This window comes from Streptomyces sp. MK7 (genome assembly GCF_032658145.1).
GTDB classification, from domain to species: Bacteria; Actinomycetota; Actinomycetes; order Streptomycetales; family Streptomycetaceae; genus Streptomyces; species Streptomyces spiralis.
Map to the genome: position 1 here is coordinate 38472 of NZ_JAVACL010000021.1, position 13820 is coordinate 52291.

7 protein-coding genes are annotated in these 13820 nt (G+C 72.2%); 1 reads left to right on the top strand and 6 read right to left on the bottom strand.

All coding sequences use genetic code 11. The annotated features are described in order from the left end of the window. Positions 1–47 precede the first annotated feature (47 nt). Positions 48–2765 carry an aconitate hydratase AcnA gene (gene acnA / locus R2S09_RS22610; RefSeq protein ID WP_399144409.1) on the bottom strand — a complete coding sequence of 906 codons (2718 nt, stop codon included), beginning with the start codon at positions 2763–2765 and terminating at the stop codon, positions 48–50. A 173-nt stretch (positions 2766–2938) separates the two neighbouring features. Next, positions 2939–3535 carry a nuclear transport factor 2 family protein gene (locus R2S09_RS22615; RefSeq protein ID WP_316742890.1) on the bottom strand — a complete coding sequence of 199 codons (597 nt, stop codon included), beginning with the start codon at positions 3533–3535 and terminating at the stop codon, positions 2939–2941. 26 nt (positions 3536–3561) lie between these two features. Here R2S09_RS22615 and R2S09_RS22620 point away from each other — a divergent pair, with 26 nt between their 5' ends. Next, positions 3562–5091 (top strand): UDP-N-acetylglucosamine 1-carboxyvinyltransferase, encoded by a 1530-nt coding sequence (locus R2S09_RS22620; protein WP_306184381.1) that lies wholly within the window; start codon positions 3562–3564, stop codon positions 5089–5091. Positions 5092–5312: 221 nt separating this feature from the next. Here the strand turns inward: R2S09_RS22620 and R2S09_RS22625 are convergent, their stop codons facing one another. The 4 genes from R2S09_RS22625 to R2S09_RS22640 all read right to left on the bottom strand — a co-directional run bounded on the left by R2S09_RS22625 (position 5313) and on the right by R2S09_RS22640 (position 13793). Continuing rightward, positions 5313–6548 (bottom strand): TIGR02679 family protein, encoded by a 1236-nt coding sequence (locus tag R2S09_RS22625; protein ID WP_306184383.1) that lies wholly within the window; start codon positions 6546–6548, stop codon positions 5313–5315. 140 nt (positions 6549–6688) lie between these two features. Continuing rightward, on the bottom strand, positions 6689–10909 hold the full coding sequence (locus R2S09_RS22630) for a TIGR02680 family protein (protein ID WP_316742892.1): 4221 nt from the start codon (positions 10907–10909) through the stop codon (positions 6689–6691). Positions 10910–10917: 8 nt separating this feature from the next. After that, entirely contained in the window at positions 10918–12174 is a 1257-nt protein-coding gene (locus R2S09_RS22635; protein ID WP_306184387.1) for a TIGR02678 family protein, read from the bottom strand. Next, on the bottom strand, positions 12171–13793 hold the full coding sequence (locus R2S09_RS22640) for a TIGR02677 family protein (RefSeq protein WP_316742893.1): 1623 nt from the start codon (positions 13791–13793) through the stop codon (positions 12171–12173). Before R2S09_RS22640 ends, R2S09_RS22635 begins: the two co-directional genes overlap by 4 nt. Positions 13794–13820: the final 27 nt, after the last annotated feature.

A 13820-nucleotide genomic window follows, 5' to 3' on the forward strand; every position in this document is an offset into this window, starting at 1 on the left:
GCACCCCCGTCGCCGGGGGATGCGGCCCAACCGCTCCTGCTGATCCGTTACTTGCGGATCAGGTTGCGCAGCACGTACTGCATGATGCCGCCGTTGCGGTAGTAGTCCGCCTCACCGGGCGTGTCGATGCGGACGACCGCGTCGAACTCCACGCCGGTGTCGGTGGTGACCTTGACCGTGCGCGGGGTGCGGCCCTCGTTGAGCTCGGTGACGCCGGAGATGGAGAAGGTCTCCTCGCCGGTCAGGCCGAGGGACCCGGCCGAGGCGCCCTCCGGGAACTGGAGCGGCAGGACGCCCATGCCGATGAGGTTCGAGCGGTGGATGCGCTCGTAGGACTCGGCGACGACGGCCTTGACGCCGAGGAGCGCGGTGCCCTTCGCGGCCCAGTCGCGGGACGAGCCGGAGCCGTACTCCTTGCCGGCCAGGACGACCAGCGGGACGCCGGCGGCCTGGTAGTTCTGCGAGGCGTCGTAGATGAAGGCGACCGGGCCGCCCTCCTGCGTGAAGTCGCGGGTGTAGCCGCCCTCGGTGCCCGGCGCGATCTGGTTGCGCAGGCGGATGTTGGCGAACGTACCGCGGATCATCACCTCGTGGTTGCCGCGGCGGGAGCCGTAGCTGTTGAAGTCGCGGCGCTCGACGCCGTGCTCCGTGAGGTACTGGCCCGCCGGGGTGTCGGCCTTGATGGCGCCGGCCGGGGAGATGTGGTCGGTGGTGACCGAGTCGCCCAGCTTGGCGAGCACCCGGGCGCCGGTGATGTCCTCGACCGGGGCCGGCTCCATGCCCATGCCCTCGAAGTACGGGGGCTTGCGGACGTAGGTCGACTCGGCGTCCCACTCGAAGGTGTTGCCGGTCGGGATCGGCAGCGACTGCCACTGGGCGTCACCGGCGAAGACGTCGGAGTAGGACTTGGAGAACATGTCCTCGCCGATCGCGTTGGCGACGACGTCGTTGACCTCGGACTCCGAGGGCCAGATGTCCTTCAGGTGGACCGGGTTGCCGTCCTGGTCGACGCCGAGGGCGTCACGCGTGATGTCCACCTTCATGGAGCCGGCGATGGCGTAGGCGACGACCAGCGGCGGGGACGCCAGGTAGTTCATCTTGACGTCGGGGTTGATCCGGCCCTCGAAGTTGCGGTTGCCGGACAGGACCGAGGTGACCGCGAGGTCGTGCTCGTTGACGGCCTTGGAGACCTCCTCCGGCAGCGGGCCGGAGTTGCCGATGCAGGTGGTGCAGCCGTAGCCGACCAGGTTGAAGCCCAGCTTGTCCAGGTACGGGGTCAGGCCGGCCTTGTCGTAGTAGTCCATGACGACCTTGGAGCCCGGCGCCAGCGTGGTCTTGACCCACGGCTTGCGGGTCAGGCCCTTCTCCACCGCCTTCTTGGCCACCAGCGCGGCGGCGACCATGACGTACGGGTTGGAGGTGTTGGTGCAGGAGGTGATGGCCGCGACGGTGACCGCGCCGTGGTCCAGCTCGTAGGTGGTGCCGTCGGGGGCGGTCACCGGAACCGGGTTGGACGGGGCGCCGTTGGGGTGGACGGCCGGGGCGTCGGAGGCCGGGAAGGACTCCACGCCCGCCTCGTCGACGGTGTCGACGTAGTTGACGACGTCCAGCTTGAACTGCTCGGCGGCGTTCGCGAGGACGATGCGGTCCTGCGGGCGCTTCGGGCCGGCGATGGAGGGCACGACGGTGGACAGGTCCAGCTCGAGCTTCTCGGAGTAGTCCGGCTCGGCGTTCGGGTCCAGCCAGAGGCCCTGCTCCTTGGCGTACGCCTCGACGAGCGCGAGCTGCTGCTCGGGGCGGCCGGTCAGGCGCATGTAGTTGATGGTCTCGGTGTCGATCGGGAAGATCGCGGCGGTGGAGCCGAACTCCGGCGACATGTTGCCGATGGTGGCGCGGTTGGCGAGGCTGGTCGCCGCCACGCCCTCGCCGTAGAACTCGACGAACTTGCCGACCACGCCGTGCTTGCGCAGCATCTCGGTGATGGTGAGCACCAGGTCGGTGGCGGTGGTGCCGGTGGGCAGCTCGCCGGTGAGCTTGAAGCCGACGACGCGCGGGATCAGCATGGAGACCGGCTGGCCGAGCATGGCGGCCTCGGCCTCGATGCCGCCGACGCCCCAGCCCAGGACGCCCAGGCCGTTGACCATGGTGGTGTGCGAGTCGGTGCCGACCAGGGTGTCGGGGTAGGCCTTGCCGTCGCGGACCATCACCACGCGGGCCAGGTGCTCGATGTTCACCTGGTGGACGATGCCGGTGCCGGGCGGGACGACCTTGAACTCGTCGAAGGCGGTCTGGCCCCAGCGCAGGAACTGGTAGCGCTCGCGGTTGCGGCCGTACTCCAGCTCGACGTTCTGCTGGAAGGCGTCGTTGGTGCCGAACTTGTCGGCGATGACGGAGTGGTCGATGACCAGCTCGGCCGGGGCCAGCGGGTTGATCTTCGCCGGGTCGCCGCCGAGCTCCTTGACGGCCTCACGCATGGTGGCGAGGTCGACGACACAGGGCACGCCGGTGAAGTCCTGCATGATCACGCGGGCCGGCGTGAACTGGATCTCCTGCGACGGCTGGGCCTGGGAGTCCCAGGTGCCGAGGGCGCGGATGTGGTCGGCGGTGATGTTCGCGCCGTCCTCGGTGCGGAGCAGGTTCTCCAGCAGGACCTTCAGGCTGTAAGGCAGTCGGGCCGAGCCCTCGACCTTGTCAAGCCGGAAGATCTCGTACGACTCGTCGCCCACCTGCAGCGTGCTGCGGGCGTCGAAGCTGTTCGCCGACACGACAGTCTCCTTCATTGATGTGCGCGTACCACCACGATGCTGCCGCCACGGCATCTCGGCCATTCCGCTGAGGTAAGGCTAAGTTAGGTAACCCTTACCAGGGGTGGCGGCTGCGGTGCTCCTCGGCAGATATCTCGATGTCGAGATAACTCTAGTACATGGGGGCCGAATGGTCATGCGCGGCCCGCGCGGGCGCGGCCTTCCATGCCCGCGCACAGCGGGCCACAGCGGGCCTCCCTCCGGCCCGTGGGCGCGGGCATCCGGGGGCGCGTGCCCCGGTGTGTTCCGGTGTGTCCCGGTGTGTTCCGGCGTGTTCCGCGCCGGGTCACCCGGGCCACCACGCGGTCGCCCTCGGCCGGCAGTCCTTCCACCCGTACGACGAGCGGATCGAAGGCGGCCAACTGCTGCCGCAGACCGCCGAAGGCGGCACCGGTCTCGGCGGCCCCACCACGAATGATCTTGTTGCGGTCGACGGCGTCTTCGGTCATGCAGCGCGGCAGACCCTCGAGCCGGCGCTCACCGGGCGCAGCGCACCCGACGCGGGATCGGCTCGACGGGAGGACACATCGGCAGGCCGAGTCGGGGTATCCGAGAGAGGATCCGACGACGGCCGGAGCAACGGACGTGGATGGCATCCGACATGGACGGATTTGCCAGGATGTTCCGGACGTCCACGACGCGGCGCGACACGCCGTGCGACACCGTCGGGGCCCTGGCGGCAGGGTCACTGACGGTCGCTCACCCGAATGGACCCCCCTGACGGGCACCATCTCATATCTGAGATAACCTCAACCTCATGGCAGACGACTACCTCGTACGCATCGGCAAGCTCATCCGTGACGCCCGGCAGCACCGCGGCTGGACGCAGGCGCAGCTCGCCGAGGCGCTCGGCACCAGTCAGAGCGCCGTCAATCGCATCGAGCGCGGCAATCAGAACATCAGCCTTGAGATGATCGCCCGCATAGGAGAAGCCCTGGACAGCGAGATCGTGTCGCTGGGCTACGCCGGACCGATGCATCTGCGGGTGGTCGGCGGCCGCCGGCTGTCCGGCGCCATCGACGTGAAGACGAGCAAGAACGCCTGCGTGGCCCTGTTGTGCGCCTCGCTGCTCAACCGGGGGCGCACGGTGCTGCGCCGGGTGGCGCGGATCGAGGAGGTGTACCGCCTGCTGGAGGTGCTGGGCTCGGTCGGCGTGCGCACCCGCTGGATCAACGAGGGCGTCGACCTGGAGATCGTGCCGCCGGCCGACCTGGACCTGGACGCCATCGACGCGGAGGCGGCCGTCCGCACCCGGTCCATCATCATGTTCCTCGGCCCGCTGCTGCACCGTATGGACCGCTTCAAGCTGCCCTACGCGGGCGGCTGCGACCTCGGCACCCGCACCATCGAGCCGCACATGATCGCGCTGCGCCGGTTCGGCCTGGAGGTGGCGGCCACCGAGGGGCAGTACCACGCCACCGTGGACCGCGCCGTCCGCCCGGACCGCCCCATCGTGCTGACCGAGCGCGGCGACACCGTGACCGAGAACGCGCTGCTGGCGGCCGCCCGCCACGACGGCGTGACCGTCATCCGCAACGCCTCCTCCAACTACATGGTCCAGGACCTGTGCTTCTTCCTGGAGGCGCTGGGCGTCCGGGTGGAGGGCATCGGCACGACCACGCTCACCGTCCACGGCGTGCCGGACATCGACGTGGACGTGGACTACTCCCCCTCCGAGGACCCGGTGGAGGCGATGAGCCTGCTCGCCGCGGCGGTCGTCACCGAATCCGAGCTGACGGTGCGCCGGGTGCCGATCGAGTTCCTCGAGATCGAGCTCGCGGTGCTGGAGGAGATGGGCCTCGACCACGACCGCACCCCGGAGTACGTGGCCGACAACGGCCGTACGCGCCTGGTGGACCTGACCGTGCACCCCTCCAAGCTGGAGGCGCCGATCGACAAGGTCCACCCCATGCCGTTCCCCGGCCTGAACATCGACAACGTGCCGTTCTTCGCGGCCATCGCGGCGGTGGCCCAGGGCAAGACGCTGATCCACGACTGGGTCTACGACAACCGTGCGATCTACCTCACGGACCTCAACCGCCTCGGCGGCCGCCTTCAGTTGCTGGACCCGCACCGCGTCCTCGTCGAGGGCCCGACCCGCTGGCGCGCCGCCGAAATGATGTGCCCGCCCGCCCTGCGTCCCGCCGTCGTCGTCCTGCTGGCCATGATGGCCGCGGAGGGCACGTCCGTGCTGCGCAACGTCTACGTCATCAACCGCGGCTACGAGGACCTCGCCGAGCGCCTGAACTCGATCGGGGCACAGATCGAGATCTTCCGGGACATCTGAAGTTCTCAGAGAAAGGCGCCGTCAGCTCCCGATGACCTGCATAGACACGCGGCGAGACGGGAGGTGGCGGCGCCTGTGGGACTTCTCCGGGACTTTCGTCCTGGATCAAAGGTTTCCGGTCGCCGCGCGATTCCACATGGTGCGTCCCCGGAACGTCCCGAGGTGACAGAGCTCCGCTTGTCAGTGACTCGGTGTTCGTCCAATTCTGCGCCCGCCGCGCTTCAAAGCCGCCTCGGTGCGAGCCGGTCAAGGTCCGTGAGCAAGTCGTCCAGCACCGTTTCCTCCTCCACCCGGACACCGCACTCGGCGAGCGCGACGGCCAGGGCGGGGTCCCAGGGCGTTGCGGCGGGCGGGCCCGTCAGGTCCAGGGCTTCGGCCACTGCGGGCACTGCTGCCCGGTAATCGGCGGCCGTGTAGCGCCACGGCTGCCAAGGGACACTTCTCGCCAGTGCCGCGGCGATGCGTACACCGCCCCAGTCGAAATCGCCGTGGTGGAGCAGGCGGGCTCCGTGCGTGGACAGGTCGCGCAGCAAGGTGAGCGCGGCGGCCGACGGTTGCCCCTGGAGGCACACCATGGGCGGGCACGCCGGGCCGAGGGTGTCTGCGGCGGCGGACAGCACGGCCGGGTTCTCGCAGATGTGAACGGTTCCCGTCGTGGGGGCGGAGGCAACCGGTGGGCGACCGGTGAGGGAGCGGAGCGTCAGCACCGTCGGCTCCCCCGCGTCGGCCATCCAGTCGAGGGCTGGAGTACCGCGCAGGTTGAGGGTGAGGACGGTCGATGACAGGTCGTCCTTGAGCAAGCCCACCGAGGCCCACGCCTCCCGCCGCCATTGCGCACCGGAGCCGTCGGGGAAGCCGGTGAGGCAACGGATGCCGGACAGGACGAGAGTGGCGAGCGGCGTCCCGTCATCCAGCGCGTGGGCGCCCGAAAGGTTCCGTGCCGCGAACGTCGCCCGCGCTGTCGGGGGTGACGCGGGCAGGGCACGCAATGCGCGCACGGCGGCCTCCACCAGGGGGCCCGCGACCTCCGGCGTACGGGCGAGGCGCCGTACGAGACCGTCACGGCGGATTCGCTCGGCCCAGCGGGCCAGCTCCGCGTCGAGGAGGCCCAGCGGGGCGTACGCCTCCTCCCAGGCCCGCTCCTCCCTGTTCCGTGTCTCGGCCCGGAGTACGACCGGGCCGGTGAGGGCGACGACGGCCACCGCCAGTCCGTCGGGGCTGACGCCGGAGCGACGCAGGATCTCATCCACGGTGGCGAGGCGAATGCTGAGGGAGCCACTGGATCGTGGTGCCCGTCCCAGCAGGCGTTCAGCGGCGCGCCGTTGGGATGCGTCGGGGTCGGACAAGGTGACGGAGCCGGTGAGCGGCCGGCCCCGTGACATGCGCTGCCGCACGCGGTCCACGAACCAGGCGAGACCGGGATCGCCGAGCAGACGTCCGAGGCGTTCGGTATCCACGTCGGTCCTGGCTTCCGCCGGTGGCGGCCCGGTCGGCACCGCGTCCCCGGTGGCGTCCGGCGGTGTTGCGCGTCCGCCCGCCGCCGGGCCTCCGTCGCGGTCGGGCGGGGTCTCCAAAGGCTTCACGTCCACAGGGCCCCCTACACGTCGGTGCTGTCGGCGGCGGCGGTCCACTTTGGCTCACCGAAAGGACGCACCGGTCTATCGGACCTCTCGCCGGAGTCGGCGGCGCCGGCAGCCGCCCCGAGCGCGTCCGGCCGGGCACCGGGCTTCGTGCCGCGCCGCCGTTCGCTGCCGTCCCATTCCCATCGCGTCACCAGCACGGCGTCGATGTCGTCGACGCGCGCGAGCTGGGCGATGGCGATGCCCGGCACCTGGGGGTAGCAGGCCCATTCGCGTTCGCTGGTCATGACGACGTCGAGGTCGAAGGCGCGTAGCAGCCCGAGGCACTTGGCGCGGGAGTCGTCGTCGACGCCGGCGAACGCCTCGTCCAGGGTGACCAGGCGCGGGGCGTACGCGCCGCCCGCGCTCGCGTAGTGGGAGGACGCGGCGGCGAACAGGGGTACGGACGCGGCCAGTACCCGTTCCCCACCCGAGGCGGGCCCGGTGGCCGGCACCCACTTGCCGTGCTGGTGGCGTTCGACGCCGAACTCGTGCCAGGACCGGTAGTCGAGGGCGGCGGTGAGGTCCTCCAGCCAGCTGCCGGCGCTGTCGTCGGCCTGCCGGCGGGCGATCTGCTCCTGGAGGAACGCGCCGACCGCGGTCCGGTCCTCGGGCGACCAGGCGTCGGCGGACTGACGCAGCCGTTCGCGTACCTGGGCCAAGCCCTGCGGGGCCCGGCGGGACGCTCTCCACACCAGCCGCAGCTTCATGCCCGTGGAGGTCGGGCGCTCCTCCAGCTCCCTGTTCATGTCAGCCACCTGCCGTTCGGCCGCCCCGATCAGTTCCTGGAGCGTCCCGGCGACCTCGGTGATCAGATGGTTCTGGAGGATCTCGCGTTCGCGTGCGGACAGGATGCGGGTCAGTTCGGCGACCTCCACAGCCAGTGCCTCGGCGAGTTCGGGCACGGCCCGTTCCCGGCCCTGGTAGACGATGTCGACCCGCATGCCGTCCTCGCTGGGGCGGGCGGTGGCGGTGTGACCGTGCCGTGACAACGCGTCCTGGAGCCTGCCGAACTCCTCGCTCAGCCGCTTCTGCACGCGTTCCCAGGCCGCGTCGGTGTCATCTACGGAGGAGAGCCGGGACTCCACAGCCCGCGCGAGGGCGATGGCGGGAGTCGCCGCCCACGTTCCCGCGCCGTCGTCCGGTACGGCGAGATCGGGCAGCGCGACGGCGAGCAGTCCCGTCGCGGCGAACCGCTGGAGCGCCGCGACGGCTTCCTCGCGTGCGGCGGTCGCCTCGGTGACGTCCTCGGCGAGCCGCTCGATGCGGCCCTCGGCGCGGTTGGCCCGCCCGTCGGCGTCACCGAACGCCGCCCGGGCCTGCCGCTGTTCCTGCTCGCATGCCCGGGCTGCCTCGGCCGACTCCTCCAACTGCCGCTGAAGCTCGGCGACTGCCGCTCCGACGGTGGAGCGGAGCGTCGTGAGGTGTTCGTCCGCGGCGGCAGCCACCCGGGCCGCCTCCGCAGCTCGCTCCGCGAGCTCGGACACGAGGAGTTCGGCCCGCTGGGTCTCCTCCCGCTCACCAGCCACCGCGCACTCGGCCTCCGCTCGTTCGTGCAGTGCGGGCCACAGGGCCGCGAGGAGGGCGGTGTGGTCGGCGAGCGCCTGGCGCACGGTGCCCAGTGCGGTGGGCTCGGTGGGGAGGTTCAGGGCGTCCGCGGTGTCGGCGAGTTCGGCCGCCGCGCGGTCGGCCCGCTGTGCCGCCGGAGCGAGTTCCGCGGCCCGTTCGTCCCGCCGGGCGCGGGCGCGGCGGACCGCTTCGGTCGCGGCGGAGACGCGTGCGTGGGCGTGCCGCAGGTCGTCGTCGCCCGGCACTGCGACGAGTTCGGCGTCCAGTACAGCACGGCTCTCGGCCACGACGCGGGACTCCTCGGCCAGTTGCTTCCGCTCCGCCGTCAAGCCGTCGATCTCGGCGCGCAGTTCTCCGATCCGAACACGACGCGCCTGTTCCCGCGCTCCCTCCCCCACGTACTGGGCGCTGTCCTTGGCCCAGCTTCCGATGAGCGCCCCGACGCGGAAGCGTCCGTCCGCGCAGACCCAGGTGTCGTGGCCGCTGCCCTCCCTGGGGGCTTCGCCGGGCGCGGGCACGCCGCCCGCGGCCAGCCCGATCGAGGAGAGCAGGCGTGCGACCGTCTCCTCCCCCACGGCGGCGGCCCCCGCGTCCGCGGGATCGACCGCCGGGCACAGCGCGCGGTCGAGGCCGGTTCCGCCGAGCAGTCCGACCGGGTCGAGCAGCACGTCGTGGCCGTCCGCGGCGACCGCGGAGCCGTCCGGCCGGACCCAGGCGTCGAGGAGTCCCGAGGCCTCCAGCGCGGCTTCCAGTCCCGCACGGTCGGCCTCGGGGACGTGCGGACGGAAGTCGACCAACCGCCACAACGGAGCACCGGGGCCCCGGTCCCGCACACCGGGTGTGCGGGTGTGGGGGGCCGACGGGCCGCGCTCCCCGCCCGCTTCCAGGTCGGTCAGTTCCTGCGCCGCCTGCCGCTGCCGCTCGGCCGTCACCGTCTCACGGTGGGCCAGTCCGGCTGCCCGGTCGGCCAGGTGAGAGGCCGCGGCGCGATGCGCTTCGGTTGCCGCCGTGCGGGCCGGCAGCGTGCCGTCGAGGGAGCGGGCCCAGTCCTGTACGGCGTCCAGGACTCCCGGCAGCCCGGGCACCCGCAGCTCCACGCATCCGGAGAGGTGCTCCCGCACGGCCGCGGTCAGTGCCCGCGCCTCCCGGGCGACGCTCTCCTCCGCCTCGGCCAGCCGCTCCTGTGCGTGCACGGCCTCCTCGTCGGCCTCGTCGGCGCGCAGCCGGGCGGCCCGGTGCTCTTCCTCAGCCTTCTCGGCCTGCATGGCGAGTTCCGCCACGTGCTCGACGGCGCGCCGCCTGCTCGCCGTCGCCTCGTCCGCTTCCCGGCGCAGGACCGTGTCTGGGGCTCCCTCCGTCCTGGGGACGTCGAGCCGGGCGGCCGTGGCGCTCTCGGCCACCCGGTCCCGGATGCCGTCCAGCAGCTTCCGGGCGGCCGTGAGCCGGTTGTCCGCGGTGGCGAGCCGGCCCAGGGCCCGGGTGTGTGCCTCGGCGGCCGTACGCCGGTCCGCCTCGGCCCGCTTCAGCTCTCGGGCCGTGCGGGAGGCGTCGTCCGCCGCCTGGTCGAGCGCACGGGCGTCGCGCATCTCGGGCCGGGACCGCAGCGTGGCGTCCTGGGCAGCCAGCCGGGCGGCCCGCTCGCTGAGGGCGGTGTCCCTCGCCCGGGCCTCCTCGCGGTCCGCCACGGCCCGGTCCCGGTCCGCCTGTGCCCTGGCGATGTCCCGTTGCAGGTTCTCGTACCGGGCGTGTTCACGGCGGGGCAGGCGGGCCCGGCGCCGGGAGGCGAGGCGGGCGTAGCGGCGGTAGTGGTCGAGGAAGGCCGAGGACGCCTGTTCGGCCTCGCGGGCCGCCCGCAGTTCCTCCTTCTCCTCGTCCAGCGACCGGAAGGCCTCCGCCGCGTCGGCGACGACCGCCTGGTCCATCGGCGGCAGTGCCTCGGTCAGCGCCCGGGACAGGGCGGCCTCACTGGGGCGCTTGGACAGCTGGGGCTGGCGCAGCTGGATCAGGAGGTCGACGAGGGCGCCGTAACGCCGCTCCCCGAGCCCGAAGAGCGCTTCATCGACCGCTCTGCGGTAGGCCTTCGCCGTGTCGTACACCATGCCGTGACCGCCTACGGCCTCGGCGAGCCGGTCCCGGGACAGTGCCGTCCCGGTCGCGTCCAGCAGGTCGAGGCCGGCGCCGATGCGCTGGTCGGTGACCGCGAACCAGTGGCGGGCGATGCCGCGTCCGGCGACCGCCTTCAGTCCGCACAGCAGCGTGCGGAAGTACGCCTCGCCGGTGGCGCCGTCAAGCCGTCCGAACTCGATCCAGGTGTAACCGAGCCGTTCGGGGTGCGGGTGCGCGCCGCCCAGAAGCAGGTTCCACTCCATGCGCTTGCCCGGGTCGCCGTCGGGTTCGACGCGGCGGGCGGAGAGGTCGCCGTCCAGGAGGAACGGCAGGGTGAGGGCAAGCACCTTCGACTTGCCGGTGCCGTTGTTGCCGCGCAGCAGCAGCCGGCCGTCGCGGAACCAGAACTCCTCGACGTCGTAGTGGAAGAGGTCGACGAGTCCGATGCGCAGAGGCCGCCACCGGCCGGGCGCCGGAGCGGGAAGCGCGGGTCCGGAGTACTCGGGGCCGGGGAGCGCGGTCACGGGGCGGTTCACCTTTCGTCCTGCACGGGCTGCACGGGCTGCGAGGTCGTGGTGGCGGGCCGGCGTGGCCGTCCGGGCTCCCTGACGACGGGCTCGCCGACCGCGTACCGGGCGAGGGCCGGTCGCGGTACGACGCCCCGTTCCGTGCGTTCGGCGAGTCCCAGCGCCACCAGCTTGGTCAGCGCCTGCTCGACGAGTTCGGGTTCCGCGCCCGGTTCCCGCGCCGACTTCGACCAGAATCCCCCGTGCTCCACGGCCAGTTGCCGTACGCGGGCCGCCAGCTCTGCCGGTTGGACGGGTCCGGTCGCCCGGGCCAGGTGCCCTGCCAGCAGCAGGGTGATGTGGCCGTGGGTGCCCTGTTCCGGCATGCGCGCGTCCGTGAGATCGTCCATCGGGTCGACCATGGCGATGCCCTCGGCCCGTACCTCCGGGACGAGTCCGGTCAGTTCGTTGATGCGGGCGGTGATGAAGCCGCGCTGCCGGGTGAGGTAGACCAGTTCCTCGTCGGTCAGGTCGTCGTAGTACAGCACCGGGTCGTCCAGGAGGATGCGGGTCAGCTTCCAGCGGACCGTCCGGAACCTGAGTTCGTCGCTGTCGAGCGCGGTCCACGCGGTCATCTCCGCCAGGCGCTCCTCGAAGCCCTCGGCCTCGACCATGGAGGGGCCCCGCAGGGACGCGGGCATCCCGGCGAGCACGCGCCGCCGCACGTCGTACAGCACGTCGCCCGCTCCGCTGACATAGGCGTCCTCGTCGCCGGCCACCCGCCGCAGCACCCCGAGCCGCAGCAGCAGGCGGACCACGGCCGCGAGGTCGAGACGCTCGTCGCGCCGCTCCAGGCTGAACGTGATCCCGGCGGCGACGAGTTCGGGATCGGCGGCGGCCAGGACGACCTGCTCGGCGAGGCGTCCGAGCGCCACCTGCGCCTCGCCCCGTTCCAGCGCGGCCAGGGCCAGGCAGAGCAGGACGTAGCGCCGCCGGGTGAACGGCAGGGCGCTGCGGGCGGCCTCGCGTGCCGGGTGGGTGGCGTCGGTGAGGGTGCCCGGCGTCTTGCGCAGCCGTGCGGCGTCGGCGTCCGTGCGCAGCGCCCAGCCGACATTGCGTTCGAACCACTCCCGCAGCTCGGCGGCGTGCCGGCGCACCAGCCGGAACTCATCGGCGTACGGCCCGTCGGCGGTGAGCAGGGGCTCCTTCAGCAGGGCGCGTGCGGCCTTCTGGAGGTCGGCCTGCCGCTGGCCGTCGAGGACCTCGGCGAGGGGGCCGCTCATCGGTCCTCCGCGAGCTGGGGAGCGGTGTCCCGTCGGGGGACGGGAACGGAGACAGGGGCGGAGACGGAGACGGGTGCCGGTACGGGCCGGCCGCCGTGCCCCACCGTGAGGTCGACGATGTCGATCAGGTGGTCGGGGCCGCTGAACACACCGTCGGGGGTGTGCACTTCGGCCGTCGATCCGTCGCCGAGGGCGGTCAGCCGGATCTCCATCGAACCGTCCCCGCTGGTGGCCGCTGTGGTGGTCGTGCCCGGCCGCCAGGTGGCGAGCGCGTCGCCGAGCAGCCGCAGGAACAACTGGAAGGCGAGGGGGTCGAGTTCGCCGAGCCGGGAGAGCCGCACCGGCCCGCCCGTCACGAGGCGGTCCCGGGCCCTCCTGGTCTCCTCCGTCTGCCGGGCGGCGATCTCGGCGAGCCGTCGCTTCGCCTCGCTCCGGTCGGCCACCCGGCGCGGCCGGCCGCGCCGCTCGTAGCTGCCGGTGCGGCGCAGCTGGGGGCTGATCCTGAGTGGTCGCGCCTCGCTCCACGGGGTGGAGGCCGGCTCCGGGGAGGCCGCCCGTTCGGCGAGGGTGTCGGCGTCGACGGTGAGGTGCCGTGAGGAGTGCAGCCCGAACGCCACGCGCCAGAGCCGGTGCCGCGCCACGTCGTCCGGCGCCTGGGCGAACCAGCGGGCGAGGGTGCGGAAGTCGGCCGAGCGGTCCGAGCGTCCGGCCCGCCGCTCGTTGAGCTGCCGCACGACGGCCAGGAGCTGCGGGATCGAGTTGAGCGCCCGCCCGCGCAGGAGCCTGGCCTGCGACTCCCGCCCCTCCCCCGACACGAACCACTCGGCGAGCCCCGACCACCGGGCCGCCCACCGCTCGTACGCCACCGCCTCCGCCCGCCCGGCGTCTTCGGGAGCGGCGTCGGCGGCCTCGCGGGCGGCGGCGAGTCGCAGCAGCGGACCGACCCGCTCCTGCTCCTCCAGCTCGCCGATCAGCAGGGCGATCCGCCCGCCGAGGGTGATGAGGTCCTGGATGAAGCGCTCCAGGTACTGGATCAGCCGGTCCTTGTAGGCGAGGAACGCCTCGACCTCGATGTCGTGCAGGTCGATGGTGCGCTGGAGCGAGCCCATGAAGGCGCGGGCGTTGTCGGCGAGGTCGGTGAACCTCGCCGTCAGCACGGACAGGGCGACGTACGTCTTGGCCGGGTCGGGCTCGTCCTCCGAGGCGATCACCAGCAGCGCCCGCAGCTGCGTGACGATGTCGTGCAGTGCGACCGCCTGGAGTTCGCCGCGCCGCCCCAGCACCTCGTCGTACGTCCCCAGCGCCGCCTCGGCCGCCTCACCGGCCCGGGTGAGCTGGTAGATGAACCGCCTGCGGTAGAAGTCCTCGACCGCTGTCACCCGCGCGTGATCGGGGTCGGCCCGCAGGTTGCCCCACTCCACGAGCTTGTCCAGCGCCTGCGTCACCGCTTCGAGGTCGGCGGGCCGGTTCCCCGCGTCCAATGCGGCGTACACGTCCTCCGGCCGCAGATGCACCGCGAACCGCTCCTTGGCCGTAAGGAACGCGCGCATCACCTGACGGTAGAGAGGGGCGTTGGGGGCGGTGAGGTGAGCGAACGGCGTGTAGTCGCTGGAGGTCATCCCGGCACATTCTTCCACCCCGGTCAC

Bases quoted from the DNA above. Each gene is read 5' to 3' on its own strand.
- R2S09_RS22615 (WP_316742890.1), bottom strand. From the start codon at position 3,535: ATGGTGCCCGTCAGGGGGGTCCATTCGGGTGAGCGACCGTCAGTGACC.
- R2S09_RS22640 (WP_316742893.1), bottom strand. From the start codon at position 13,793: ATGACCTCCAGCGACTACACGCCGTTCGCTCACCTCACCGCCCCCAAC.
- R2S09_RS22620 (WP_306184381.1), top strand. From the start codon at position 3,562: ATGGCAGACGACTACCTCGTACGCATCGGCAAGCTCATCCGTGACGCC.
- R2S09_RS22635 (WP_306184387.1), bottom strand. From the start codon at position 12,174: ATGAGCGGCCCCCTCGCCGAGGTCCTCGACGGCCAGCGGCAGGCCGAC.